The 21,326-nt window shown below is 39.9% G+C and carries 20 protein-coding genes, 1 tRNA gene and 1 riboswitch; of the genes, 19 read left to right on the forward strand and 2 right to left on the reverse strand.

The window, feature by feature from the left end:
* Window positions 1–52 precede the first annotated feature (52 nt).
* Window positions 53–126: transfer RNA gene (locus PCY17_RS09315), tRNA-Pro, on the forward strand.
* A 79-nt stretch (window positions 127–205) separates the two neighbouring features.
* On the opposite strand, the gene PCY17_RS09320 is transcribed toward PCY17_RS09315, so the two are convergent.
* A complete protein-coding gene (locus tag PCY17_RS09320; protein ID WP_301393456.1) occupies window positions 206–1,462 on the reverse strand; it encodes an ISL3 family transposase in 1,257 nt (418 codons plus the stop codon).
* 295 nt (window positions 1,463–1,757) lie between these two features.
* Here PCY17_RS09320 and PCY17_RS09325 point away from each other — a divergent pair, with 295 nt between their 5' ends.
* From PCY17_RS09325 to PCY17_RS09400, 16 genes are all read left to right on the forward strand, one after another.
* The gene (locus PCY17_RS09325) at window positions 1,758–2,909 is read left to right on the forward strand and encodes an iron-containing alcohol dehydrogenase (RefSeq protein ID WP_223140431.1); all 1,152 of its coding nucleotides are present in this window, start codon (window positions 1,758–1,760) and stop codon (window positions 2,907–2,909) included.
* 185 nt (window positions 2,910–3,094) lie between these two features.
* Complete coding sequence (locus tag PCY17_RS09330) at window positions 3,095–4,366, forward strand: nucleotide disphospho-sugar-binding domain-containing protein (protein WP_301393459.1); 1,272 nt, start codon at window positions 3,095–3,097, stop codon at window positions 4,364–4,366.
* Window positions 4,366–5,346, forward strand: coding sequence for an NAD(P)-dependent oxidoreductase (locus PCY17_RS09335; protein ID WP_049503861.1), 981 nt, complete (start codon window positions 4,366–4,368; stop codon window positions 5,344–5,346). Before PCY17_RS09330 ends, PCY17_RS09335 begins: the two co-directional genes overlap by 1 nt.
* Entirely contained in the window at window positions 5,321–6,136 is an 816-nt protein-coding gene (locus tag PCY17_RS09340; protein ID WP_049503852.1) for an MBL fold metallo-hydrolase, read from the forward strand. The genes PCY17_RS09335 and PCY17_RS09340 overlap by 26 nt, the downstream gene beginning before the upstream one ends.
* Window positions 6,114–7,376, forward strand: coding sequence for a F390 synthetase-related protein (locus PCY17_RS09345; RefSeq protein WP_301393462.1), 1,263 nt, complete (start codon window positions 6,114–6,116; stop codon window positions 7,374–7,376). Before PCY17_RS09340 ends, PCY17_RS09345 begins: the two co-directional genes overlap by 23 nt.
* Window positions 7,377–7,390: 14 nt before the next feature.
* Entirely contained in the window at window positions 7,391–8,335 is a 945-nt protein-coding gene (locus PCY17_RS09350; protein ID WP_301393463.1) for a 3-oxoacyl-[acyl-carrier-protein] synthase III C-terminal domain-containing protein, read from the forward strand.
* Between the two features lie 170 nt (window positions 8,336–8,505).
* A complete protein-coding gene (gene cls / locus PCY17_RS09355) occupies window positions 8,506–10,038 on the forward strand; it encodes a cardiolipin synthase (protein ID WP_301393464.1) in 1,533 nt (510 codons plus the stop codon).
* Between the two features lie 107 nt (window positions 10,039–10,145).
* Window positions 10,146–10,248, forward strand: a riboswitch (TPP riboswitch).
* Between the two features lie 75 nt (window positions 10,249–10,323).
* Window positions 10,324–10,614 carry a thiamine-binding protein gene (locus PCY17_RS09360; RefSeq protein WP_049503781.1) on the forward strand — a complete coding sequence of 97 codons (291 nt, stop codon included), beginning with the start codon at window positions 10,324–10,326 and terminating at the stop codon, window positions 10,612–10,614.
* Complete coding sequence (locus tag PCY17_RS09365) at window positions 10,577–11,335, forward strand: ABC transporter permease (protein WP_049503782.1); 759 nt, start codon at window positions 10,577–10,579, stop codon at window positions 11,333–11,335. The genes PCY17_RS09360 and PCY17_RS09365 overlap by 38 nt, the downstream gene beginning before the upstream one ends.
* Before the next feature lie 37 nt (window positions 11,336–11,372).
* A complete protein-coding gene (locus PCY17_RS09370; RefSeq protein WP_301393468.1) occupies window positions 11,373–12,380 on the forward strand; it encodes an ABC transporter substrate-binding protein in 1,008 nt (335 codons plus the stop codon).
* Window positions 12,380–13,108 carry an ABC transporter ATP-binding protein gene (locus PCY17_RS09375; protein ID WP_301393470.1) on the forward strand — a complete coding sequence of 243 codons (729 nt, stop codon included), beginning with the start codon at window positions 12,380–12,382 and terminating at the stop codon, window positions 13,106–13,108. The genes PCY17_RS09370 and PCY17_RS09375 overlap by 1 nt, the downstream gene beginning before the upstream one ends.
* Before the next feature lie 115 nt (window positions 13,109–13,223).
* Window positions 13,224–13,682, forward strand: a complete 459-nt coding sequence (locus PCY17_RS09380) for a CtsR family transcriptional regulator (protein ID WP_301393472.1) — start codon at window positions 13,224–13,226, stop codon at window positions 13,680–13,682.
* A 6-nt stretch (window positions 13,683–13,688) separates the two neighbouring features.
* Entirely contained in the window at window positions 13,689–16,121 is a 2,433-nt protein-coding gene (locus tag PCY17_RS09385; RefSeq protein WP_301393474.1) for an ATP-dependent Clp protease ATP-binding subunit, read from the forward strand.
* A 246-nt stretch (window positions 16,122–16,367) separates the two neighbouring features.
* On the forward strand, window positions 16,368–17,426 hold the full coding sequence (locus tag PCY17_RS09390) for an AAA family ATPase (protein WP_301393476.1): 1,059 nt from the start codon (window positions 16,368–16,370) through the stop codon (window positions 17,424–17,426).
* Between the two features lie 9 nt (window positions 17,427–17,435).
* Window positions 17,436–18,212, forward strand: coding sequence for a nicotinamide riboside transporter PnuC (pnuC, locus tag PCY17_RS09395; RefSeq protein WP_301393477.1), 777 nt, complete (start codon window positions 17,436–17,438; stop codon window positions 18,210–18,212).
* Between the two features lies 1 nt (window position 18,213).
* Window positions 18,214–18,987, forward strand: coding sequence for an NUDIX hydrolase (locus PCY17_RS09400; protein ID WP_301393479.1), 774 nt, complete (start codon window positions 18,214–18,216; stop codon window positions 18,985–18,987).
* Window positions 18,988–19,186: 199 nt separating this feature from the next.
* Here the strand turns inward: PCY17_RS09400 and PCY17_RS09405 are convergent, their stop codons facing one another.
* Window positions 19,187–19,417 (reverse strand): hypothetical protein, encoded by a 231-nt coding sequence (locus PCY17_RS09405; RefSeq protein WP_049549587.1) that lies wholly within the window; start codon window positions 19,415–19,417, stop codon window positions 19,187–19,189.
* 283 nt (window positions 19,418–19,700) lie between these two features.
* Here PCY17_RS09405 and PCY17_RS09410 point away from each other — a divergent pair, with 283 nt between their 5' ends.
* Window positions 19,701–20,393, forward strand: a complete 693-nt coding sequence (locus tag PCY17_RS09410) for a hypothetical protein (RefSeq protein ID WP_301393482.1) — start codon at window positions 19,701–19,703, stop codon at window positions 20,391–20,393.
* Between the two features lie 212 nt (window positions 20,394–20,605).
* On the forward strand, window positions 20,606–21,292 hold the full coding sequence (locus tag PCY17_RS09415) for a YoaK family protein (protein WP_049508074.1): 687 nt from the start codon (window positions 20,606–20,608) through the stop codon (window positions 21,290–21,292).
* The last annotated feature ends 34 nt before the right edge of the window (window positions 21,293–21,326 follow it).

Here is a 21,326-nt window from a genome sequence, read left to right on the forward strand (position 1 = left end):
ATCAGGCGGTTAGAGGTTCGACTCCTCTAGGGTGCATTTTTTCTATTTAACTCGGGAAGTAGCTCAGCTTGGTAGAGTACTTGGTTTGGGACCAAGGTGTCGCAGGTTCGAATCCTGTCTTCCCGATAAATATTACTTGAGTAAGAACACTAGTTGTTCTTTTTTATTTGTGCCTCTTTGTCAACTGTAGTGGGTTGATGAAAAGTTATAACCTGGAGAGGACCAACTTGGTTCTCTCCTTTTTTATGTTCAAAGCAATGAGGATTCTAGTTTTAAAGTTTTCAAAGTTCCTGAAGCCAAAAGCATTGCGCTCGATGACCTTAATGAGGTTATTAGTAGCCTCTAGTTTCGCGTTTGAGTAGGGCAGTTCCAGTGAGTTCATGATTTTGTCCTTGTCTTTCAAAAAGGTCTTAAAAACAGTTTGAAAAATAGGATTTACACAAGAAATCGTTTCTTCAATCAGTTCAAAGAAATGGTCTCTTTGTTTCTCTTGGAAATGAAACAGTAATAGTTGATAGAGGTCATAGTGTTCTCTAAGTTCTTGAGAGTATGCAAGGATTTTTTCGAGAATCTCATTATTGGTCAAGTGTGAGCGAAAAGTCGGACGATAAAATCGTTTATCGCTGAGTTTGCGGCTATCCTGTTGAATGAGTTTCCAGCAACGTTTTAGTGCCTTATATTCGTGCGATTTACGATCAAAATGATTCATGACTTGGATGCGAAGACGTTTCATAGCTCGATTGAGATGTTGGACAATGTGAAAGCGGTCGAGAACGATTTTAGCATTAGGAAAAAGTTTTCTGGCAATATCATAGTAGGGGCTAAACATATCCATGGTAATGACTTTCACGCGACTTCTCACCTGTCTAGAATAACGAAGGAAATGATTGCGAATAGTCACTTGAGTTCGCCCATCCAGGATAGCTACAATCTTTCTGGAATCAAAATCCTGTGCAATGAAACTCATCTTACCTTTCTTGAAGCTGTATTCATCCCAAGACATGTGAGTTGGAAGGAAAAATAAATCTGTCTTGAATTTGAATTCTTTCAATTTACGAATGACTGTCGAAGTAGAGACAGATAGACTTTCTGCGATAGCCGTCATAGGGACTTTCTCGATTAATTTTTGAGTGATTTTCTGGTTGACGATGGTCGCGATTAGGTGATTCTTTTTGACTAAGGAAGTCTCTGCGAAAGCTATTTTCCCGCAGAGTTTACAACGGAAACGGCGTTTTCTCAATCGAATGAGTGTCTTATAGCCTGCACACTCTAGATAGGGGATTTTAGATTCTTTCTGGAAGTCATATTTAGTCATTTGCCCTAGGCAGTGCTGACACTTAGGAGCAGGATAATTTAGCTTAGCGATGACTTCATTATGCGTTCCAGCATCAATATAATCCAAGATTATGATGTTCTTGTCTTTAATTCCGAGTAAGTTTGTGATGAAATTTAATTGTTCCATAAGATTCTTTCTAATGATGGTTTGGTCACTTTTCATTATAGGTCTTGTGGGACTTTTTTTCTACAACAAAATAGGCTCCATAATTCCTATGGTGGTTTTACCCACTACAGAAATTATAGAGCCGAATAAAATAGTCCATCTCAAATTTGTCTGATTATCTTTTCCTTATGAAATTTTGTTAAAAATTTTTTAAAGATCCTATTTGTTAAAAAAATCACAAATATTTGAAAATACAGAAAACATATTATATAATTAATCTAAATATATAGCGTGAAAAGCGCAAGGAGGATAAAATATGGCAACATTTTACGTTCCAGCAGTTAACCTTATTGGTAAAGGTGTGGTAAATGAAGTTGGGCCTTATGTTAAGGAGTTGGGTTATAGTAAGGCTCTTTTGGTAACAGATAAATTTATTGAATCAAGTGATATCTTGCCAAAAATTTTAAAACCTTTAGATGATGAAGGAATTGCTTACGTTATCTTTAGTGATGTTGAACCGAACCCTAGTTGTAAAAATGTTATGGATGGGGTTGCTGCTTTGAAAGAGCACAACTGTGACTTTATTATCTCGGTCGGTGGTGGCTCTCCACAGGATGCAGCTAGCTGTATTTCTGTAATCGCGACGAATGGTGGTAAACCACAGGATTATGAAGGTTTGCATAAGTCTGCTCAAAAAGGTCTTCCAGTTGTCGCTATCAATACTACTGCAGGTACATCAGCAGAAATTACCATTAACTACGTGATCACTGATGAAGAACGTAAGGTTAAAATGGTAATGGTGGATAAAAACAGTCTTGCCCTTATCTCTGTTAATGACCCTGAATTGATGGTTTCAAAACCTCAAGCTTTGACTGCGGCTACTGGTATGGATGCTCTTACTCACGCCGTTGAAGCTTTGGTAACACCAGGTGCTTATGATGTGACTAAGAAACTCTCTATCGGAGCTATCGAGCTAATCAAAGAATATCTTCCACGTGCAGTAGAAAATGGACATGACATCGAAGCTCGTGAAGGTATGGTTAATGCTATCTTCCTTGGCGGGATGAGCTTTAACAATGCTGGACTCGGCTATGTTCACTCAATGGCTCACCAATTGGGTGCAGTCTATAACTTACCTCATGGTGTTTGCTGTGCTATGCTTTTGCCAGTCGTTGAGCGTGAAAATGCTAAACGTGTACCTGTAGCCTTCCGTAATGTTGCTAAGGCCTTGGGAATGCAAATTGAAGGAAAATCAGACGAAGAATGTGCTGCTTATGCTATTTCTGAAATTGAAAAACTTTCTGAAACTGTCGGTATTCCTAAGAAACTTACAGAACTTGGTATCGAAGAAAAAGACTTTGACTTTGAATACCTTTCTAAGAATGCCTTGATTGATGCTTGTGCGCCAGGTAATCCATTCATGCCAACTTTGGAAGAAACCATTGCTTTCTATAAGGAATTGTTCTAAGCAAACCTATTTTAGAGCTTTTGTGGGATAGTAAATTTAAGATTCTTACATTACTGAATTCCTCCCGATTATTCAAATAATGTATGAGGAAATCAAATACTATTCCTATGATTTAAAGCCAATAATATTAAAGAAGAACTATCCTCGTGATAGTTCTTTTTTGGAAAATTTGATATGCTAGGATTATGAAGAAAATCAAAATCGATGTTGTGATTGTTCCTTTGAGTGGACATTTGTATCCAACTATGAATTTATTACTACCTCTATTAGACAATCCTCAGTATGAGATACGTTTATTTACAGGCCCCCAGAAAAAAACTGTTGCTGAGGCTGCAGGTTTTAATGTAGTTACTATACTAGAAGGCCACGTTGAGGAGTTCGAAAAAGCAGCAAATAACTCTGAGCAATTAGGAATTTTATCGGCCTATCATCAACTTTCTGAAAGTATTGATTTAATTAACGTAGTTTCTGATCAATTAATGAAAGAGTGGCAAAAGAATCGTCCAGATATTGTTATTGCTGATTTTATAACCTTATCTGGTGGTCTTGTAGCTAATCAACTTGGTATTCCTTGGATAACTACCATGGCTACACAATTTGTTTTAGAGACTACTGATGGCCCGCCATGTCTAATCGGTGGAATGGGGAGTCCTAAGAATGGCTGGGAAGCTTCAATACAATATGTCGGGAGAAAAGCAACCCGTTTAGTTAAACGTATTGTATCTTTTTTATTGCGTGATCGTTTAAAGAGATATAATTTTAGACTCTATAATCAGCTGGACCAAGAGACTATTTATTCTCCATATTCAATCCTTGGTATAGGGATGAAAGAAGTAGAGTTAAAAAAAGGATTCCCAAAACACTATAAATGGGTAGGGCCCTCTGGTGCTTCTGTTGAGGCTGGAGAGGATTATCCATTAGATTTGTCGGTTTTCCCTAATCGAAAAAAGGTTTTGGTAACTTGTGGGACACAACTGGCATGGGCCAAAGATAATCTAATCTTTCAAGCGAAGCAACTAGCCAAAGCGCATCCTGATTTTCACTTTTTTGTGACTCGTGGAGTTGGTGGAGAACCTTTTCAGTGTGAGAATCTGATGGAGAATCTGTCCCTTGTTTCTTATCTTCCTTACAAAGAATACATTCCTCAGATGGATTATGTGATTCATCATGGTGGAGCTGGGATTTTTTATCAGTGTATCATTTATGGTAAACCAGCTTTGATTTTGCCTCATGACTACGACCAATTTGATTATGCCGTTCGTGGTGTGGAAGCGGGTGTTGCACTGACTGCTAATAAAGAGGATACGAGAGCGATTGGTTTAGCCTTTGAGAAATTAATTGCTAAAGAAGATTGGTCAGAATTAGAAATTTTACGCCAGGCTGCACAATCCTATCATCCAACAGAAATTTTGGAAAGCGAAATCCACCGTCTGTTAGCAGATAAGGAGAAAGAATGATGAAAAAAGTATTAGTTACAGGAGCCACTGGTTTCTTGGGTAAATATGTAGTAGAAGAACTAGTAGAACATGGTTATCAAGTAAGAGCCTTTGGTAGAAATAGTCAGGTTGGTCGCTCTTTAGAGAATTCTTCGGTTAGTTTTTTTCAGGGAGATCTGACCAAAGCTGAGGATGTAGTAGAAGCTTGCAAGGGGATGGATATGGTCGTTCATGCGGGAGCTCTGTCAACAGTTTGGGGTCCCTGGGAAGATTTTTATCAGGCCAATGTTTTAGGAACCAAATATGTTCTCGAGGCATGTCGCCAAACAGGTATTCAGCGTTTAGTCTATGTTTCCTCACCAAGCATCTATGCTGCTCCAAAAGATCAACTAGGGATCAAAGAAAGTGATGCTCCAGAGGGAAATAATCTCAATAATTATATCCGTAGCAAATTGGCTTCGGAGAGACTCTTTAAGGATTATCCAGATGTTCCTAGTGTTATCTTGAGGCCTCGGGGACTGTTTGGGATTGGAGATACTAACATCTTGCCACGGGTGATCAATCTTAGTCAAAAAATTGGCATTCCTTTGATTGGGGATGGGCGTCAGCTCATGGACATGACTTGTGTGGAAAATGTTGCTCTGGCAATTCGGTTAGCCTTAGAAGCTCCAGAAGCCAAAGGTGAGGTTTTTAACATTACTAATGGTGAGCCGAGGGCTTTTAGAGATTTGCTAGAGGAAAGTTTGATAGGTCTGGGTTATCCAATCAAATATAGAAAAATTCCAGCATCTCTCTTATCAGGAATTGCAAGTAGTTTAGAATTTCTATACAAGACCTTGCACTTTAAAGGGGAGCCACCTTTAACACGATATACCTATTATCTACTTCGTTATAGTCAAACTCTAGATATTAGCAAGGCTCAGAGGGAATTGGGGTATCGTCCGAAAATTAGTATTTCAGAAGGGATTGAACAATATGTCCAAGATTATCGAAAGCATTGAGTATTTCCCAGCGGGATGTTGTACGAGTTATGCCGGTTTGCTCTTTAAAGGTGTCAAGAATAGAAAGATGACTTTCCCAGCAGGCGTCTTTTTAATCAAACATAGGGATAAGGGCTATGTACTTTATGATACTGGCTATCACTACGATATTAAGACAAAACTAAGATATGCTTTATATCGCTTGGGGACGCCCGTTCAAATGACAGAGCAGGATCAGATTTCGCATTTGCTGAAGGCTAAAGGAATTAAACCAGAAGAAATTAATTATGTCCTGCTGTCTCATCTACATCCAGATCATTTAGGAGGGGCTAGTTTCTTTCCGAACGCAAGCTTTATCCTAACCCAGGAAGTGTACGATGTTTACAAGAAACCAAAACTAAAAGATTTAATTTTTAAAGAATTTTTGCCGAGTGACTTCGAGGAAAGATTGACAGTCATCAAGACAGATCAGCAAAACTCCAACTTCTCTTACCGTCCTACCTATGATTTGTTTGGAGACGGAAGTATCCTGGTAGCTTCTATTGATGGGCATGCTAAGGGCCAAGCCTGCCTCTTTATTCCAGATTATCATCTCTTTATCGCAGCGGATCTTTGTTGGGGAATTGACCTCTTACCCTATACGAAACAGATGCATCTGATTCCTTCCTTGGTTCAAGATAGCAAGGCTGACTATATCAAAGGAACAGAGTTGCTGGAAGAGATGTTAAATGATGGTATAGAAGCGCTTGTCAGCCATGACCCTGTAGAAAGGATTGAGCGGATTTTGTATGAAAAAAATAACCTTTCTTAAAACTTTTATCCAGACTCGTTGGCTTCATAATTTTAAGTCTCGAGAAGCCTTAGAAAGCTATCAGAAAAAGCAACTAGATGCCTATATGGAATTTCTAAAACGTGAATCACCTTATTTTAAAAATGGTGTGCCTCACGACTTTGACCATATGGATAAAGCTTTTATGATGACGCATTTCAATGAACTTAATACTCAAGGAGTGGATAGAGATGAGGCCTTAGCTTTGGCCATCGAAAGTGAAAAGACTCGAAATTTTACAGAACTCAAAGGAGAAATAGCTGTTGGGCTGTCTTCGGGAACATCTGGACACCGAGGACTTTTTATCACAACTGAAAAAGAACGAAGTATGTGGGCAGCGGCTATCTTGGCAAAGATGTTGCCCAAAGGTCACCTTTTTGGACACCGTATAGCCTTTTTCCTCAGAGCGGATAATGAATTGTATCAGACCATCAATACGGCACTTATACGTTTAGAATACTTTGATATTTTCAAGAATACAGATGAGCATATCGAGCGCCTCAACAATTATCAACCGGCCATCGTGGTGGCGCCTGCTTCGATGTTGATTGAATTGGGTAAGCGCCTAAAGATAGGAGAATTAAGGATTCGTCCACAAAAAATCGTTTCGGTGGCTGAAATCTTGGAAGATACTGACAGAGAACGGATTTCTGCGGCTTTTGCACTACCAGTTATTGACCAGGTCTATCAAGCAACAGAAGGTTTTCTAGCTTGTACTTGCTCAGCTGGCAATCTTCATCTCAATGAAGATATCATCTTTGTGGAAAAGAACTACCTGGATGACCGACGATTTTATCCAGTCATTACTGACTTTAAGCGGAGTAGTCAGCCCGTCTATCGCTACCAGCTCAACGATATCTTGGTTGAAAATCCTGAGCCCTGTCCATGTGGATCTCATTATACAAGGATTGACAAGGTCGAAGGACGTTCTGATGACATCTTCTACTTTGAAGGACTGGATGGAGGTCAGGTAAGGATTTATCCTGACTTTATCAGGCGTTGCATTCTCTTTGTGGAAAATGTCGGAGATTACCAAGTTAAACAGCATTCTGAAAAGTTAGTAGAAGTTTGTCTGAGTCGAAGGGATGAGCAAGTAGAAACAGCAATCACAGAGCAATTCAGACTCTTAGCTCAACAGAAAGAGTTTAAAGTACCTGAAATTCGATTTTCAGATTATCACTGGGATACAAGTCGTAAGCTCAAACGTATCCAACGTTTATGAAAGGACAAAAGATTATGACAGAAGTAAAAAGACATGTAGAAATTGCAGGCTATGGAGTTTGCCTCCCAAAAAACACAGTGCAATTTAAAGACCAAACGCGTTACCGTGTTGTAGAAAATGAAGAAACACAGCTAGATTTGGCAGAAGTAGCTATCCAAGCTGCGCTTGAAAATGCAAACTTAAGTATTAAAGATATTGATTGCCTTGTATCAGCTAGTGCGGTTGGTGTTCAATCTATTCCGTGTACAGCTGCTTTGATTCATGAGCGCGTGGCAAAAGGACTATCTATTCCAGCCATGGATATCAATACGACTTGTACAAGTTTTATTTCAGCTCTATCAACGATGTCACATTTGATTGAAGCAGGAGAATATCGTCGTGTCTTAATTGTTTCCAGTGAAGTCGGTAGCTTGGGGCTCAATCCAAAGCAAAAAGAAAGTTATGAACTCTTTGGTGATGGGGCGGCAGCATTTATTTTCCAAGCAAGTGACAAGGATAAGGGAGTGATAGCAAGCCTTCAACGCACTTGGTCGGAGGGAGTCCACGATACTGAAATCCGTGGAGGTCTGACTTCTTACCAACCAAAAGAGTACTCGGAAGAAACGAAGACCAATTTCATGTTTGATATGAAAGGGAAGAAAATCCTCTTGCTTTCTGCTCGTGTCATTCCAGAAATGTTCCAAGAATTCCAAGAGAAATCTGGTATTTCTAAAGATGCTGTAGACTATATTATTCCACACCAAGCTAGTCGAGCATTACCACTTGTTATGGATAAACTAGGAGTTAGTAAAGACAAGTATCTCAATATTGTCAGTGAGTATGGGAATATGGTTTCCGTTGCGGTACCTTTTGGCTTGGCCTATGCACTCGATCATGGCTATGTGAAGGAAGGAGATACTATCTTCTTGATGGGAACTGCAGCTGGTATGACGGTCAATATGTTGGCGTTGAAATTGTAAAACGAGAGCAGGCACATGTAAATTGCCTGCTTTTTAAATGATTTTATAGGTAGAACTATCGGCCTATACAGAAAAAGCTTGATAAGTTTTATGAAACTAAGTATACTAGAAGGTAACAAGCGTTTTCAGACGTTGAATTAGGGAGTAGACTTAGAAATTGAGAGGGAGTTATGGGAACTAGAAAATTTCGACTATTGATGTCCAAGTATGGCTTTAGTATTGCGATAATTCTGATAGAATTATTTGTAGTTTTTGCAGTCATTCTTTACATGAGCCAGATTGCTCCACTTGTTTGGGTTGCTCTTGTATTTCTTGTCAGCGTGGCGACTGTTTTAGCCATTGTCAATCGTTCTATGTCTCCTGAAAGCAAGGTGACGTGGTTGATTGTTACTTTTGTCCCTGTTTTTGGTCCCTTGCTTTATATCATGTTTGGTGAGCGTCGGTTATCAAAAAAGGAATTTAAACAATTACAGGAACTTCGTTCTATCACATCTCATGAAAAGCGCGAACATAGTCTTCATCAAGATATACAGGAAACTGATAAATCTGCTTACGGAATTATCAATGCCTTATTGCATATGGACAGTAATGCAGAAGTTTATGATCAGACAGACTCACAATTCTTTGCAAATGGGGAGGAAATGTGGCAACAGATGCTGGAGGATCTAAAGAGAGCTAAAAAATTTATTTTTCTAGAATACTACATTGTCGAAGAGGGCTTGATGTGGGATAGCATGCTCGAGATTCTGGAAGAAAAGGCAGCTCAGGGAGTCGAGGTCAAGATGCTCTACGACGATATTGGTTGCATGGTGACCTTGCCGGGGGATTATACTGTTCATTTACGCTCTAAAGGGATTGATGCTCATAAGTTTAATAAGGTGATTCCACGTATGACAGTGGCCTATAATAACCGTGACCACCGAAAAATATTAGTCATTGATGGGCAAATTTCCTATACTGGCGGGATTAATCTTGCAGACGAATATATCAATCAGATTGAACGTTTTGGACATTGGAAAGATAGTGGGATTCGGATAGATGGTCCGGCGACTCAAGCCTTTACAAGACTATTTCTCATGAACTGGTACATCAACCGTGGAGAAATCAGTGATTTTGATCAGTATCATTTGGAAAATCAGACACGACCAGGTAGCGGTCTATGTATCCCATATGGAAGTGGACCAAAGCCTATCTATAGAATGAAGGTGGGTAAAATCGTCTATCAAAATCTGATTAATCAAGCGGAAGATTTTGTCTACATTACCACGCCTTATCTCATTATTGATTATGATTTGACAGAGGATATCAAAAATGCGGCTATGCGAGGCGTAGATGTGAGAATTATAACTCCATTTATCCCAGATAAAAAGCTCATCCAGTTAGTAACTCGAGGGTCTTATCCTAATCTTTTGTCTGCTGGTGTACGTATCTACGAGTATACTCCTGGTTTTATCCATAGTAAGCAAATGATTGTTGATGATCGATTTGCGGTTGTTGGAACCATAAATCTTGATTATCGCAGCTTGGTTCACCACTATGAAAATGCAGTTTTATTGTACGAAACACCATCGATTGCAGATATTCGTAAGGACTTTGAAGAGATTTTTGAAGTATCGCAAGAAATTTTTCCTGGAATAATCAAGCCTACTTGGTATCAAACATTAATCAAAGAAGTAGCTCAGTTATTTGCCCCTATGCTTTAATCGAAAGAGCTAGTTCATCTGTATAATTAGAGAAAGAGAAGGTTTGCCGTCTCTTTTTCTGTAAGCAGTTTCCTTGACATCTTGTTTATTTTGCGTTATCATATGTCCATATAATATATGGGAGTCTGTGTACAGTCTGAGAGGAAGTGTTAAACTTCGACCGCACCTGATCTGGGTAATGCCAGCGTAGGGAACGAATACTTGGCCTAATTTTGCACCTTTTTCATATATGAAAGAGGTTTTTCTTTTTTACAAAGAAAAACTGTAACTTAGAAGGAGGTTTTAATGAAAGCAAGCATTGCTTTACAAATCTTACCCCTGTCACAAGGGATTGACCGCATAGCTATTATCGATCAAGTCATTGCTTATCTGCAAGCTCAAGAAGTTACTATGATAGTGACACCCTTTGAAACGGTTCTAGAGGGAGATTTTGATGACTTGATGCGTATTCTCAAAGAAGCGCTAGAGGTGGCAGGTCAAGGAGCAGACAATGTTTTTGCCAATGTGAAAATAAATATAGGAGAGATTTTAAGCATCGATGAGAAACTTGAAAAGTATAATGAGACGGCGTATTAGCCTGCTAGGATTTTTGGGTGTCTTGTCTCTTTGGCAGGTGGCAGGTTTCTTAAAACTTCTACCAAAGTTTATCTTGCCGACACCACTTGAAATCCTCCAGTCTTTTGTTCGTGATAGAGAATTTCTCTGGTACCATAGCTGGGCAACCTTGAGAGTAGCTTTACTAGGTTTGGTCTTGGGTGTTTTAATAGCCTGTATCATGGCTGTCCTTATGGATAGTCTGGGCTGGCTAAATGATTTGATTTACCCTATGATGGTGGTTGTCCAGACCATACCAACCATTGCCATAGCCCCTATCCTGGTCTTGTGGCTAGGTTACGGAATCTTGCCCAAGATTGTCTTGATTATCTTGACGACAACCTTCCCTATTATCGTCAGTATTCTAGATGGATTTAGGCATTGCGACAAGGACATGCTGACCTTGTTTAGTCTGATGCGAGCGAATCCTTGGCAAATCCTGTGGCATTTTAAAATCCCTGTCAGCCTGCCCTACTTTTATGCAGGTCTGAGGGTCAGTGTCTCCTATGCTTTCATCACAACAGTTGTATCTGAGTGGTTGGGAGGCTTTGAAGGACTAGGTGTCTACATGATTCAGTCCAAAAAACTGTTTCAGTATGATACCATGTTTGCGATTATTATTCTGGTATCGCTGATCAGTCTTCTGGGGATGAAGCTAGTCGATATCAGTGAAAAATATGTGATTAAATGGAAACGTGCTTAAAATAGAGCGTTTTGGAAAAAGAAAAGAGGAAATAAAAATGAAGAAAACATGGAAAGTGTTTTTAACGATTGTAACAGCTTTTCTAGCTGTCGTGCTTGTGGCTTGTGGCCAAGGAACAGCTTCTAAGGATAACAAAGAAGCAGAACTCAAAAAAATTGACTTTATCCTAGACTGGACACCCAATACCAACCATACAGGGCTTTATGTAGCCAAAGAAAAAGGTTATTTCAAAGAAGCTGGAGTGGATGTTGATTTGAAATTGCCACCAGAAGAAAGTTCATCTGACTTGGTGATCAATGGTAAGGCACCGTTTGCTATTTATTTCCAAGACTACATGGCTAAGAAATTGGAAAAAGGGGCAGGAATTACTGCCGTTGCAGCGATCGTTGAGCACAATACATCAGGGATTATCTCTCGTAAGTCTGACAATATCAATAGTCCTAAAGACTTGGTTGGTAAGAAATACGGAACTTGGAATGACCCAACTGAGCTTGCTATGCTGAAAACCTTGGTAGAATCTCAAGGTGGAGACTTCGAGAAGGTTGAAAAAGTACCAAACAACGACTCGAACTCGATCACACCGATTGCCAATGGCGTTTTTGACTCTGCTTGGATTTATTATGGTTGGGATGGAATCCTTGCCAAATCGCAAGGTGTGGATGCCAACTTTATGTATTTGAAAGACTACGTCAAAGAGTTTGACTACTACTCACCAGTTATCATCGCAAACAATGATTATTTGAAAGATAATAAGGAAGAAGCTCGTAAAGTCATTCAAGCCATAAAAAAAGGCTACCAATACGCTATGGAGCACCCAGAAGAAGCTGCAGATATCCTCATCAAAAATGCACCTGAACTCAAAGATAAACGTGACTTTGTCATCGAATCTCAGAAATACTTGTCAAAAGAATACGCAAGTGATAAGGAAAAATGGGGACAGTTTGATGCTGACCGTTGGAATGCCTTCTACAAATGGGATAAGGAAAATGGAATCCTCAAGGAAGACTTGACTGACAAAGGTTTCACTAACGAATTTGTAAAATAATGACAGAAATTAGACTAGAACATGTAAGCTATGCCTACGATGATGAGAAGATTTTAGAAGATATTAACCTACAAGTGACTTCAGGTGAAGTGGTTTCTATCCTAGGGCCCAGTGGTGCAGGAAAGACCACTCTCTTTAACCTGATTGCAGGGATTTTAGAAGTCCAGTCGGGGCGAATCATTCTTGACGGTGAGGAAAATCCCAAGGGGCGCGTGAGCTATATGCTACAAAAGGATCTACTTTTGGAACACAAGACCGTTCTTGGCAATATCATCCTGCCCCTCTTGATTCAAAAGGTCGATAAGGAGGAAGCCATTGCCCGTGCAGACGAAATCCTTGCTACCTTTCAGTTGACGGCTGTACGGGATAAGTATCCTCATGAGCTTAGTGGTGGGATGCGCCAGCGTGTGGCCTTACTCCGCACTTACCTTTTTGGGCACAAGCTCTTTCTTTTAGATGAGGCCTTTAGTGCCTTGGATGAGATGACCAAAATGGAACTTCATGCCTGGTATCTTGATATTCATAAACAGCTAGGCCTGACGACACTCATCATTACGCATAGTATTGAGGAGGCCCTTAACCTTAGCGACCGTATCTATATCTTGAAAAATCGCCCTGGGCAGATTGTTGCTGAAATTAAACTAGATTGGTCTGAAGACGAGGACAAGGAAGTCCAAAAGATTGCCTACAAACGTCAAATCTTGGCAGAATTAGGCTTAGATAAGTAGAAAAATAGGGAGTTGGTGAGGATTCTTCATTACCAGCCCCTTTTTCTTTTAAAAAATCGAAAAATTCGGTATAATAGTCAAAGATAGTCAAGGTTTAAAGAGAGGTGGGTTTGTTATGAGACTTAAAAATACATCAGACCATATAGAGGCCTATATCAAGGCGATTTTGGAGCAGTCGGGTATGGTTGAGTTGCAACGAAGCCAATTAGCGGATACCTTTCAAGTCGTGCCTAGCCAGATCAACTATGTGATTAAGACTCGATTTACTGAAAGCAGAGGCTATTTAGTTGAAAGTAAGCGGGGAGGTGGCGGTTATATTCGCATTGGTCGGATTGAATTCTCAAACCACCATGAAATGCTCCGCGATTTACTGTATTCGGTAGGTGAAGAAGTTAGCCTAGCTATCTTTGAAGATGTTTTAAGACTCTTGTTTGAGCAGGATTTAGTGACTCGTCAGGAGATGAATCTATTATTAGCAATGGCGACAGACCGAGTTTTAGGTGATGATGCCAATCTTATCCGTGCCAATATGCTCCGTCAGTTATTACAAGAGGTAGATAGAAAAGGAAAATAGAACTAAATGAAATATTCAAAAGCATTGAGAGAATGTATAGAAAGTGCCTTTCTGGTCGCCAGTCATTTTGGGGCAGAATACCTAGAGTCATGGCACCTATTGATTGCTATGGCCAATCATGGTTACAGTGTAGCTGGGGCGACTTTAAACGAATTTCCATATGAGATTGATCGTCTGGAGGAAGTTGCTGTAGAGCTGACTGAAACAAAGTATAGCGATAAGGAACATTATCAGGAGTTGCCTTTTTCACACCGGTTGAAGGTATTGTTGTTGGAAGCAGAGCACGTTGCTTCTGTCGTACATGCCAAGGTATTGGGAACAGAGCACCTTCTTTATGCTATCTTACATGATGGCAATGCCTTAGCTACTCGCATTTTAGAAAAAGCGGGATTTTCTTACGAAGATCAGAAGGATCAGGTCAAGATTGCTGGACTTCGTCGAAGTCTTGAAGCGCGTGCTGGTTGGACTAGAGAAGATTTGAAGGCCCTTCGCCAACGCCATCGTACGGTAGCGGATAAGCAAAATTCCATGGCTAATATGATGGGCATGCCTCAGACACCAAGTGGAGGTTTGGAAGATTATACGCATGACCTTACGGAGCAAGCTCGTTCAGGTAAATTGGAACCAGTCATCGGGCGCGACCAAGAAATCTCTCGTATGATTCAAATCTTGAGCCGTAAGACAAAAAATAATCCAGTCCTAGTTGGAGATGCGGGGGTTGGTAAAACAGCTCTGGCACTTGGTCTTGCGCAACGTATTGCCAACGGGGATGTACCTGATGAAATGGCTAAGATGCGAGTTTTAGAACTCGATTTGATGAATGTGGTTGCGGGAACTCGTTTCCGTGGTGACTTTGAAGAACGTATGAACAATATCATCAAAGATATCGAGGAAGATGGAAAGGTCATCCTCTTTATCGATGAGCTTCATACCATTATGGGTTCAGGAAGTGGGATTGATTCGACCTTGGATGCAGCCAATATCCTGAAACCTGCCTTGGCGCGTGGAACTCTGAGAACTGTCGGTGCGACTACTCAGGAAGAGTACCAAAAGCACATCGAAAAAGACGCAGCCCTTTCTCGTCGTTTTGCTAAAGTGATGATTGAGGAGCCAAGTTTAGCAGATAGTATGGCTATTTTGCAGGGCTTGAAAGCAACTTATGAGAAACACCACCATGTCCAAATTACAGACGATGCAGTCGAAATAGCTGTCAAAATGGCACATCGTTATTTGACGAGTCGTCATTTGCCAGACTCAGCAATTGATCTCTTGGATGAAGCGGCAGCAACTGTCCAAAATAAATCAAAGCACGCTAAAAAAGATGAGTCAGATTTAACACCAGCTGATAAGGCTTTGATGGATGGTAAATGGAAGCAAGCTGCTCAACTCATTGCAAAAGAACAGGAAGTACCTGTTTATAAAGACTTGGTGACAGAATCAGATATTTTGACCACCTTGAGTCGCTTGTCAGGTATTCCAGTTCAAAAATTGACTCAAACAGATGCCAAGAAGTATCTCAATCTTGAAGCTGAACTGCATAAACGTGTTATCGGACAGGAACAAGCTGTATCTAGTATCAGTCGTGCCATTCGCCGTAATCAATCTGGTATTCATAGTCATAAACGTCCAATTGGATCCTTTATGTTCCTTGGACCTACAGGTGTTGGTAAGACCGAGTTGGCCAAGGCCTTGGCGGAAGTTCTCTTTGATGATGAGTCTGCTCTTATCCGCTTTGATATGAGTGAGTATATGGAGAAATTTGCAGCCAGTCGTCTCAATGGAGCTCCTCCAGGTTATGTAGGCTACGAAGAAGGTGGAGAGTTGACCGAGAAGGTTCGTAACAAACCATACTCAGTCTTGCTCTTTGACGAGGTAGAGAAGGCACACCCAGATATCTTTAATGTGCTCTTGCAAGTCTTGGATGATGGTGTCTTGACAGACAGTAAGGGTCGCAAGGTTGACTTCTCTAATACCATCATCATCATGACTTCAAACCTTGGTGCGACAGCGCTTCGTGATGACAAGACAGTTGGCTTTGGAGCTAAGGACATTCGTTTTGACCAAGAAAATATGGAAAAACGGATGTTTGAGGAGTTGAAAAAGGCTTATCGTCCAGAGTTTATCAACCGTATTGATGAGAAGGTGGTCTTCCATAGCTTGTCAAGTCAAGATATGCAAGAAGTAGTTAAGATTATGGTCAAACCATTGATTGCAAGCCTGGCAGAGAAAGGCATTGACTTGAAACTCCAAGCATCTGCCCTTAAACTTCTAGCTCAGCAAGGCTATGATCCAGAGATGGGAGCTCGACCGCTTCGTAGAACTCTACAAACGGAAGTGGAAGATAAACTAGCTGAACTCTTACTCAAAGGAGAATTGGAAGCAGGCAAGACCCTTAAGATTGGTGTCAAAGCTGGTCAATTAAAATTTGAGATTGTTTAAAATTGTGAGGTTGGAACAGATTGTTTCAGCCTCTTTTTTGGAAAGTTGTGACTCAAATAAACATTTGAATTGTACATTTAGTTTAAAGAGTTCAAAAACGAATTTCTACTAATCCAGTTTTGTATATCAAGTAAAAATCTTATAATTAAGAAATGTTTTTATAAAAAATAATAAAAAAGTCTTGACAAACAGAACAAGATAGAGTATGATATAAAATATAAAAAGTTATAAAAAAGTTGAAAAGACATGAAAAAACAGATAGCAGTGGTTTTTGGAACCTTTGCTCCCTTGCATCAGGGGCATATTGATTTAATCCAAAGAGCAAAACGACAATGCGATGCTGTATGGGTGGTAGTTTCAGGTTATAAGGGAGATCGTGGTGAACAGGTTGGACTTACACTACAAAAGAGGTTTCGCTATATTCGTGAAGCATTTCGAGATGATGAGTTGACCTCTGTTTGTGAACTTGACGAAACCAATATTCCACGCTATCCAATGGGCTGGCAGGAGTGGTTGGATCAGATGTTGCAGGCCATTTCCTATGACCAGACTGGTGAGGAACTAATCTTTTTTGTAGGAGAGTCCGAATACCAACAAGAATTGTCAGAACGTGGTTTCGAGACTGTTCTACAGGAAAGAAAATTTGGAATTTCGGCTACCATGATTCGAGAAAATCCAAGCAAATATTGGAAATATATCGCTCAACCTTTCCGCCGTCAGTTTACAAAGAAAGTATTGATTATGGGAAGTGCTAGTAATGGTAAAACAACTCTAGCCAAGGATTTAGCTCGTTTTTATGATGCGCCAGTCAGTCTGGAGTATGCTCGTGAGTATCAGATAAAAAATAATGTCAGAGATGATGAGCTTACCCCAAAAGATTATTATTACCTTCTTTTGGGCCAATATGACCAAACTTCCAAGTTAATCGATAGCAATGCCAATCGAGGCCTGGTCATTGCAGACACCAACTCATTGGTAACCAAGGGCTACTACGATTACTACATGGAAAGCGAAGAGCAGGAGGACTTGTCCGGAGAGACCTTTGACAATCTCTTTGTTTCCATATTAGCCAAGGAAAAGTGGGATTTAATCCTCTTTGTGCAACCTATTGGCTCTTATGTCAATGATGGTTTTCGCGACATGACTATGGCAGAAGACCATATCCGTCACAGTTTTTCTCAGCATTTGGATATGATGAGGGAGCAATATCTAGCCAATATCCCTCATGTTTATCTAGCTGATGACTATCTAGGAAATTATGAAGCAGCAAAAGTGGCTATTGATGCCATTTACCAAGCAGATTAGGAGAAGAAAATGAAAAAAATAACTGAAAAAATCACACGATTTATTGAAAACTTTAAAAATGTTCACGCAGAAGCTCGTAAAATTGGTTTTGCAGGAGTTATGCGTTTGCTTTGGAAAGACCTCTTTGTGGGACGCAGTCTTTTCCAGTGGCTCTATTTGATTGCTTTATCAAGTGTCCCTCTTATTCTGGAGTTTACACAAAACACGGAAAGTCATGACTGGGTTGGTCTCTTGGCTTCTTGGACAGGGATTGTCTGCGTTATCTTAGTTGCTGAAGGTCGAGCTAGTAACTACCTTTTTGGTACTATTAACTCTGCAATCTATTTGGTCCTAGCTATGAATGCTACTTTCTACGGTGAAGTTTTGACAACAGTTTATTTCTTTGTCATGCAGCCTATTGGTCTCTATACTTGGTTGTCTAATCGGATCAATGAGCAAGGAAAACCAGAAGAATCCCACTTTGAAGCTAAGAAACTTGGCCTGATTGATTGGATCAAATATTTGGCTTTGACAGTCATCATCTGGATTGGCATGGGCTTTGCCTACCAAAGTATCCATAGCGCTCGTCCTTTCCGTGACAGTGTTACCGATGCAACCAATGGTGTTGGTCAGCTCTTGATGACACGTCTTTACCGTGAGCAATGGATTTTCTGGATTGCTACCAATCTCTTTAGTATTTACCTCTGGTGGGGTGAAAATATCCATATCCAAGGTATGTACTGGGTTTATACCATCAATAGTTTAGTCGGTTGGTATCAATGGACAAAAGCTGTCAAGGAGGGATAAGATGACTGAAACGATAATCCCGGCTGGAATGACAGAGAGAGAATATTTTGAGATTCATGCGACTGAGAAGGAATTTTTAGACTGGTACTGCAAACAGGATCTTCCTCAGTATGAAAAACCGAGCGTGACGGTGGATATGGTAGCTTATTGCTTTGTGGAAGGGAAAATCAAACTCTTGCTAATTCGTCGCAAGGCCCATCCTTATCAAAACTGTTTGGCTTTGGTCGGTGGTTTTATGGATAAGAGCGAAGATGCAAGGCATGCTTGTCAGCGTGAAGTGAGAGAGGAGGTTAACCTCGACCTTCCTTTGGAAAAAATCGAACAGTTGATGACAGTATCTACTCCAGGTCGTGATCCGCGGGGCTGGACGGTTACTATCGCCCACTTGGTGTATCTACCTAGTCGAGCACTCGAACTCGTTCAAGCTGGAGATGATGCCAAGGATGTGGTTTTTGTCGATGTTGATTTTCAGACGGGTAAGTGCTTCCTAGAGGGACTAGAGCTGGGGGAGCAAGCCTTCGCCTTTGACCATTATGCCATTATCCAAGAGTCTATTAAACGAATCCAAGGGCGTCTTGACTGGAATCCGACCTTCCTCTATCTGCTAGAGGAGGAATTCACTGTCTATGAAGGAACCGAATTAGTCAATCTCATCAATCCAGGACGACCAATCGTCAGCAATAACTTTCTTGTAAAATACGGTGAGTATGTAGAAGAAGTTGGACTCAAACGAGTGCCTAAAAAGAAACCAAGAAAAACCTATCGATTGAAATAAAAGGCTTGGGGACAGAAATCGATAGATCAAGTCTCGGTTTCCTAGTCTCAGATTTGAGAAGTTTCAACAAATCCGATGGCTGGTTGAGCTTGAGAATAGAGAAAATACAGTTTGTGTCAAAAGTCAATTCAGCCATCGTGTCAAAGACTTATTAGTCATAAAAAAGCGAGGTCGGGATTTTTTCCCGACCTCTTTTTGTTTAAGGATGTTTATCTTTCTTTGAATTGCTCATGATTCGAATGAATAAATCTTTGTATTTATATTTTAAATAGGTTTCGTGTAAATACAATAAAGCTACATAGACAATCATGAAAATGGCAGTTAGGTAGAACAAATCAAATGTTGTTTGAGCGTAATGAGTAGCTGCCCCATAAGAAACGAAAGCATCTAAAATCACCCAAGGAAGATACTTGTAATATTTGCTTAACATAAGCCTACACCTCCAATATCCTATTTCAATTTTATTATAGTTCTTTAAGAAAAAAATGCAAGCGATTACACGTATAAAATATAGTATTCTCATAGGAAAAATTTTCCTGTTTTTTTTTAATTCTTTACGAATAAAAGATATAGGAGGGATAAGGAAATAAATGTACTAAAAAATAATTCTAAAAAATTTTAGATAAATAGTTGACAAATTTTAAAACAAATATTACAATAATGTTACAAAAATATTTCTTAACATTTCAAAAATGTTACAAAAGGAGCATAAAATGAAAAATAAAACTTCTATCAAATTAATGGCTGCAACTGTACTCGCTTCAACATTACTATTGGGGGCTTGTGGTAATAAGAAAGAAAATACCACAAGTGATAGTTCTAGCAAGACAACACAAGCATCTTCTAGTTCTAAGGCAAGTTCTTCAAGTAAAGAGAACAAGACTCAGAAGTCCTCAAGTTCAGCTTCAACAGAAAAAGCTAAATCATCATCTTCTGATCAGTCAACGACTACTGCTAACCAATCGCAAGCAACACCAGCACCAGAAACAAAACAAAATCAAGAACCTTCTGCTAAGCAAACCCCTTCTCAAGCCCCATCCAATCAACAAGGAACACAAGCAAAATCGAATCAGTCAGCTTATGATCCAGCAACTGATCGCAAACTCCAAGACAAGCAAGCAGAGCACAACAAACGTTATAAAGGTGTCTTGACTATGGTAGACAAAGATTTTTCGGCTGCGGCTGGGAATTGGAAGGGTGCGAATGGTGAAACGATCACTGTCTCATCAGGCGGTCAATTTACAGTAGAATCTGCTGATGGCAAGAAAGAAAACTACTCTATCCAAAGCTATTCTTATACCCTTGATGATGGAAAATACAATGCTGAAGTAGGTGGTGGAAAAGTCATCCAAATTACAACAGGTGCAGATGGTACTGTTTCAAGTGTTACTTTGATTAAACCATAGACTTCAGTACAGAAATAATTTGTTTAAAAATAGTCCAGTTGATGAGTGCCTACAGCATTTGAAGTTGATAAGACGTCATAAATGAACTTCAGAGATGAGACTAACTTAGGAGTATATCTAATCATATCTACCTGAACTGACCGTTTTTCACTTAGTTTCTTTCAGAGAAAGTGGTATAATGAAAAAATCAAAGGGAAACGAGTGATGAATCAATGCCAGATAAATTAATTTTACCTCAAAACACACGGCTCATGGGAGTGTTTCTTGGCTTTATCGGTGGTTCTTTGGATGTATTCTGTCACATCCAGTACCATAGTTTGGTGGCGACACAGACAGGGAACATTCTCCTACTGATATCAGATTGGCACGACTCACATGTCATCAATACCATGTTGCGATTCTGCTCGATTATATTCTTTTCCCTAGGCTTTCTTTTTGCCTTACACATGAAAGAATATCGCAAAACAGCCTATTGGCGGGTTAAGATGCTGCTTCCCTTATTTATCGGGACCCTTGTTCTGCCCTTCTTTTCCCGCTTTCCTCTATTAGAAGTTCCTTTTATTGCTTTTGGAACTGGAATGATGCTGCTAACATTTACGGGTAGTTTGATTGAAGATCATCCTTATGTCATTTTTATGACGTCTGGAAATTACCGAAAAATGTTGATTGCTTTGTATCGCATCGTTAGAGGAGAAGGAGATGTTCAAGAATATCGTCGACAAGCCTTGAACTATGGTATTGTTGTAGGTAGTTTCGTAGTGGGGGCCATTAGCTTGGCTGTATCTATGCATTTTTTCCATGAATGGTCTATTTGGATTGTCAGCTTTAATTTGTTGTTGATTATGGCATACTATATTGCTAGAGTGAAGCAGTTAGATTTGCAAGATGAAAATATATAAAAAACGGCAGATCTCAATTTGAGATTTGCCAATT

Source organism: Streptococcus sp. SO2 (assembly GCF_030440025.1).

Bases quoted from the DNA above. Each gene is read 5' to 3' on its own strand.
- PCY17_RS09320 (WP_301393456.1), bottom strand. From the start codon at position 1,462: ATGGAACAATTAAATTTCATCACAAACTTACTCGGAATTAAAGACAAG.
- PCY17_RS09325 (WP_223140431.1), top strand. From the start codon at position 1,758: ATGGCAACATTTTACGTTCCAGCAGTTAACCTTATTGGTAAAGGTGTG.
- PCY17_RS09330 (WP_301393459.1), top strand. From the start codon at position 3,095: ATGAAGAAAATCAAAATCGATGTTGTGATTGTTCCTTTGAGTGGACAT.
- PCY17_RS09335 (WP_049503861.1), top strand. From the start codon at position 4,366: ATGAAAAAAGTATTAGTTACAGGAGCCACTGGTTTCTTGGGTAAATAT.
- PCY17_RS09340 (WP_049503852.1), top strand. From the start codon at position 5,321: ATGTCCAAGATTATCGAAAGCATTGAGTATTTCCCAGCGGGATGTTGT.
- PCY17_RS09345 (WP_301393462.1), top strand. From the start codon at position 6,114: ATGAAAAAAATAACCTTTCTTAAAACTTTTATCCAGACTCGTTGGCTT.
- PCY17_RS09350 (WP_301393463.1), top strand. From the start codon at position 7,391: ATGACAGAAGTAAAAAGACATGTAGAAATTGCAGGCTATGGAGTTTGC.
- cls (WP_301393464.1), top strand. From the start codon at position 8,506: ATGGGAACTAGAAAATTTCGACTATTGATGTCCAAGTATGGCTTTAGT.
- PCY17_RS09360 (WP_049503781.1), top strand. From the start codon at position 10,324: ATGAAAGCAAGCATTGCTTTACAAATCTTACCCCTGTCACAAGGGATT.
- PCY17_RS09365 (WP_049503782.1), top strand. From the start codon at position 10,577: ATGAGAAACTTGAAAAGTATAATGAGACGGCGTATTAGCCTGCTAGGA.
- PCY17_RS09370 (WP_301393468.1), top strand. From the start codon at position 11,373: ATGAAGAAAACATGGAAAGTGTTTTTAACGATTGTAACAGCTTTTCTA.
- PCY17_RS09375 (WP_301393470.1), top strand. From the start codon at position 12,380: ATGACAGAAATTAGACTAGAACATGTAAGCTATGCCTACGATGATGAG.
- PCY17_RS09380 (WP_301393472.1), top strand. From the start codon at position 13,224: ATGAGACTTAAAAATACATCAGACCATATAGAGGCCTATATCAAGGCG.
- PCY17_RS09385 (WP_301393474.1), top strand. From the start codon at position 13,689: ATGAAATATTCAAAAGCATTGAGAGAATGTATAGAAAGTGCCTTTCTG.
- PCY17_RS09390 (WP_301393476.1), top strand. From the start codon at position 16,368: ATGAAAAAACAGATAGCAGTGGTTTTTGGAACCTTTGCTCCCTTGCAT.
- pnuC (WP_301393477.1), top strand. From the start codon at position 17,436: ATGAAAAAAATAACTGAAAAAATCACACGATTTATTGAAAACTTTAAA.
- PCY17_RS09400 (WP_301393479.1), top strand. From the start codon at position 18,214: ATGACTGAAACGATAATCCCGGCTGGAATGACAGAGAGAGAATATTTT.
- PCY17_RS09405 (WP_049549587.1), bottom strand. From the start codon at position 19,417: ATGTTAAGCAAATATTACAAGTATCTTCCTTGGGTGATTTTAGATGCT.
- PCY17_RS09410 (WP_301393482.1), top strand. From the start codon at position 19,701: ATGAAAAATAAAACTTCTATCAAATTAATGGCTGCAACTGTACTCGCT.
- PCY17_RS09415 (WP_049508074.1), top strand. From the start codon at position 20,606: ATGCCAGATAAATTAATTTTACCTCAAAACACACGGCTCATGGGAGTG.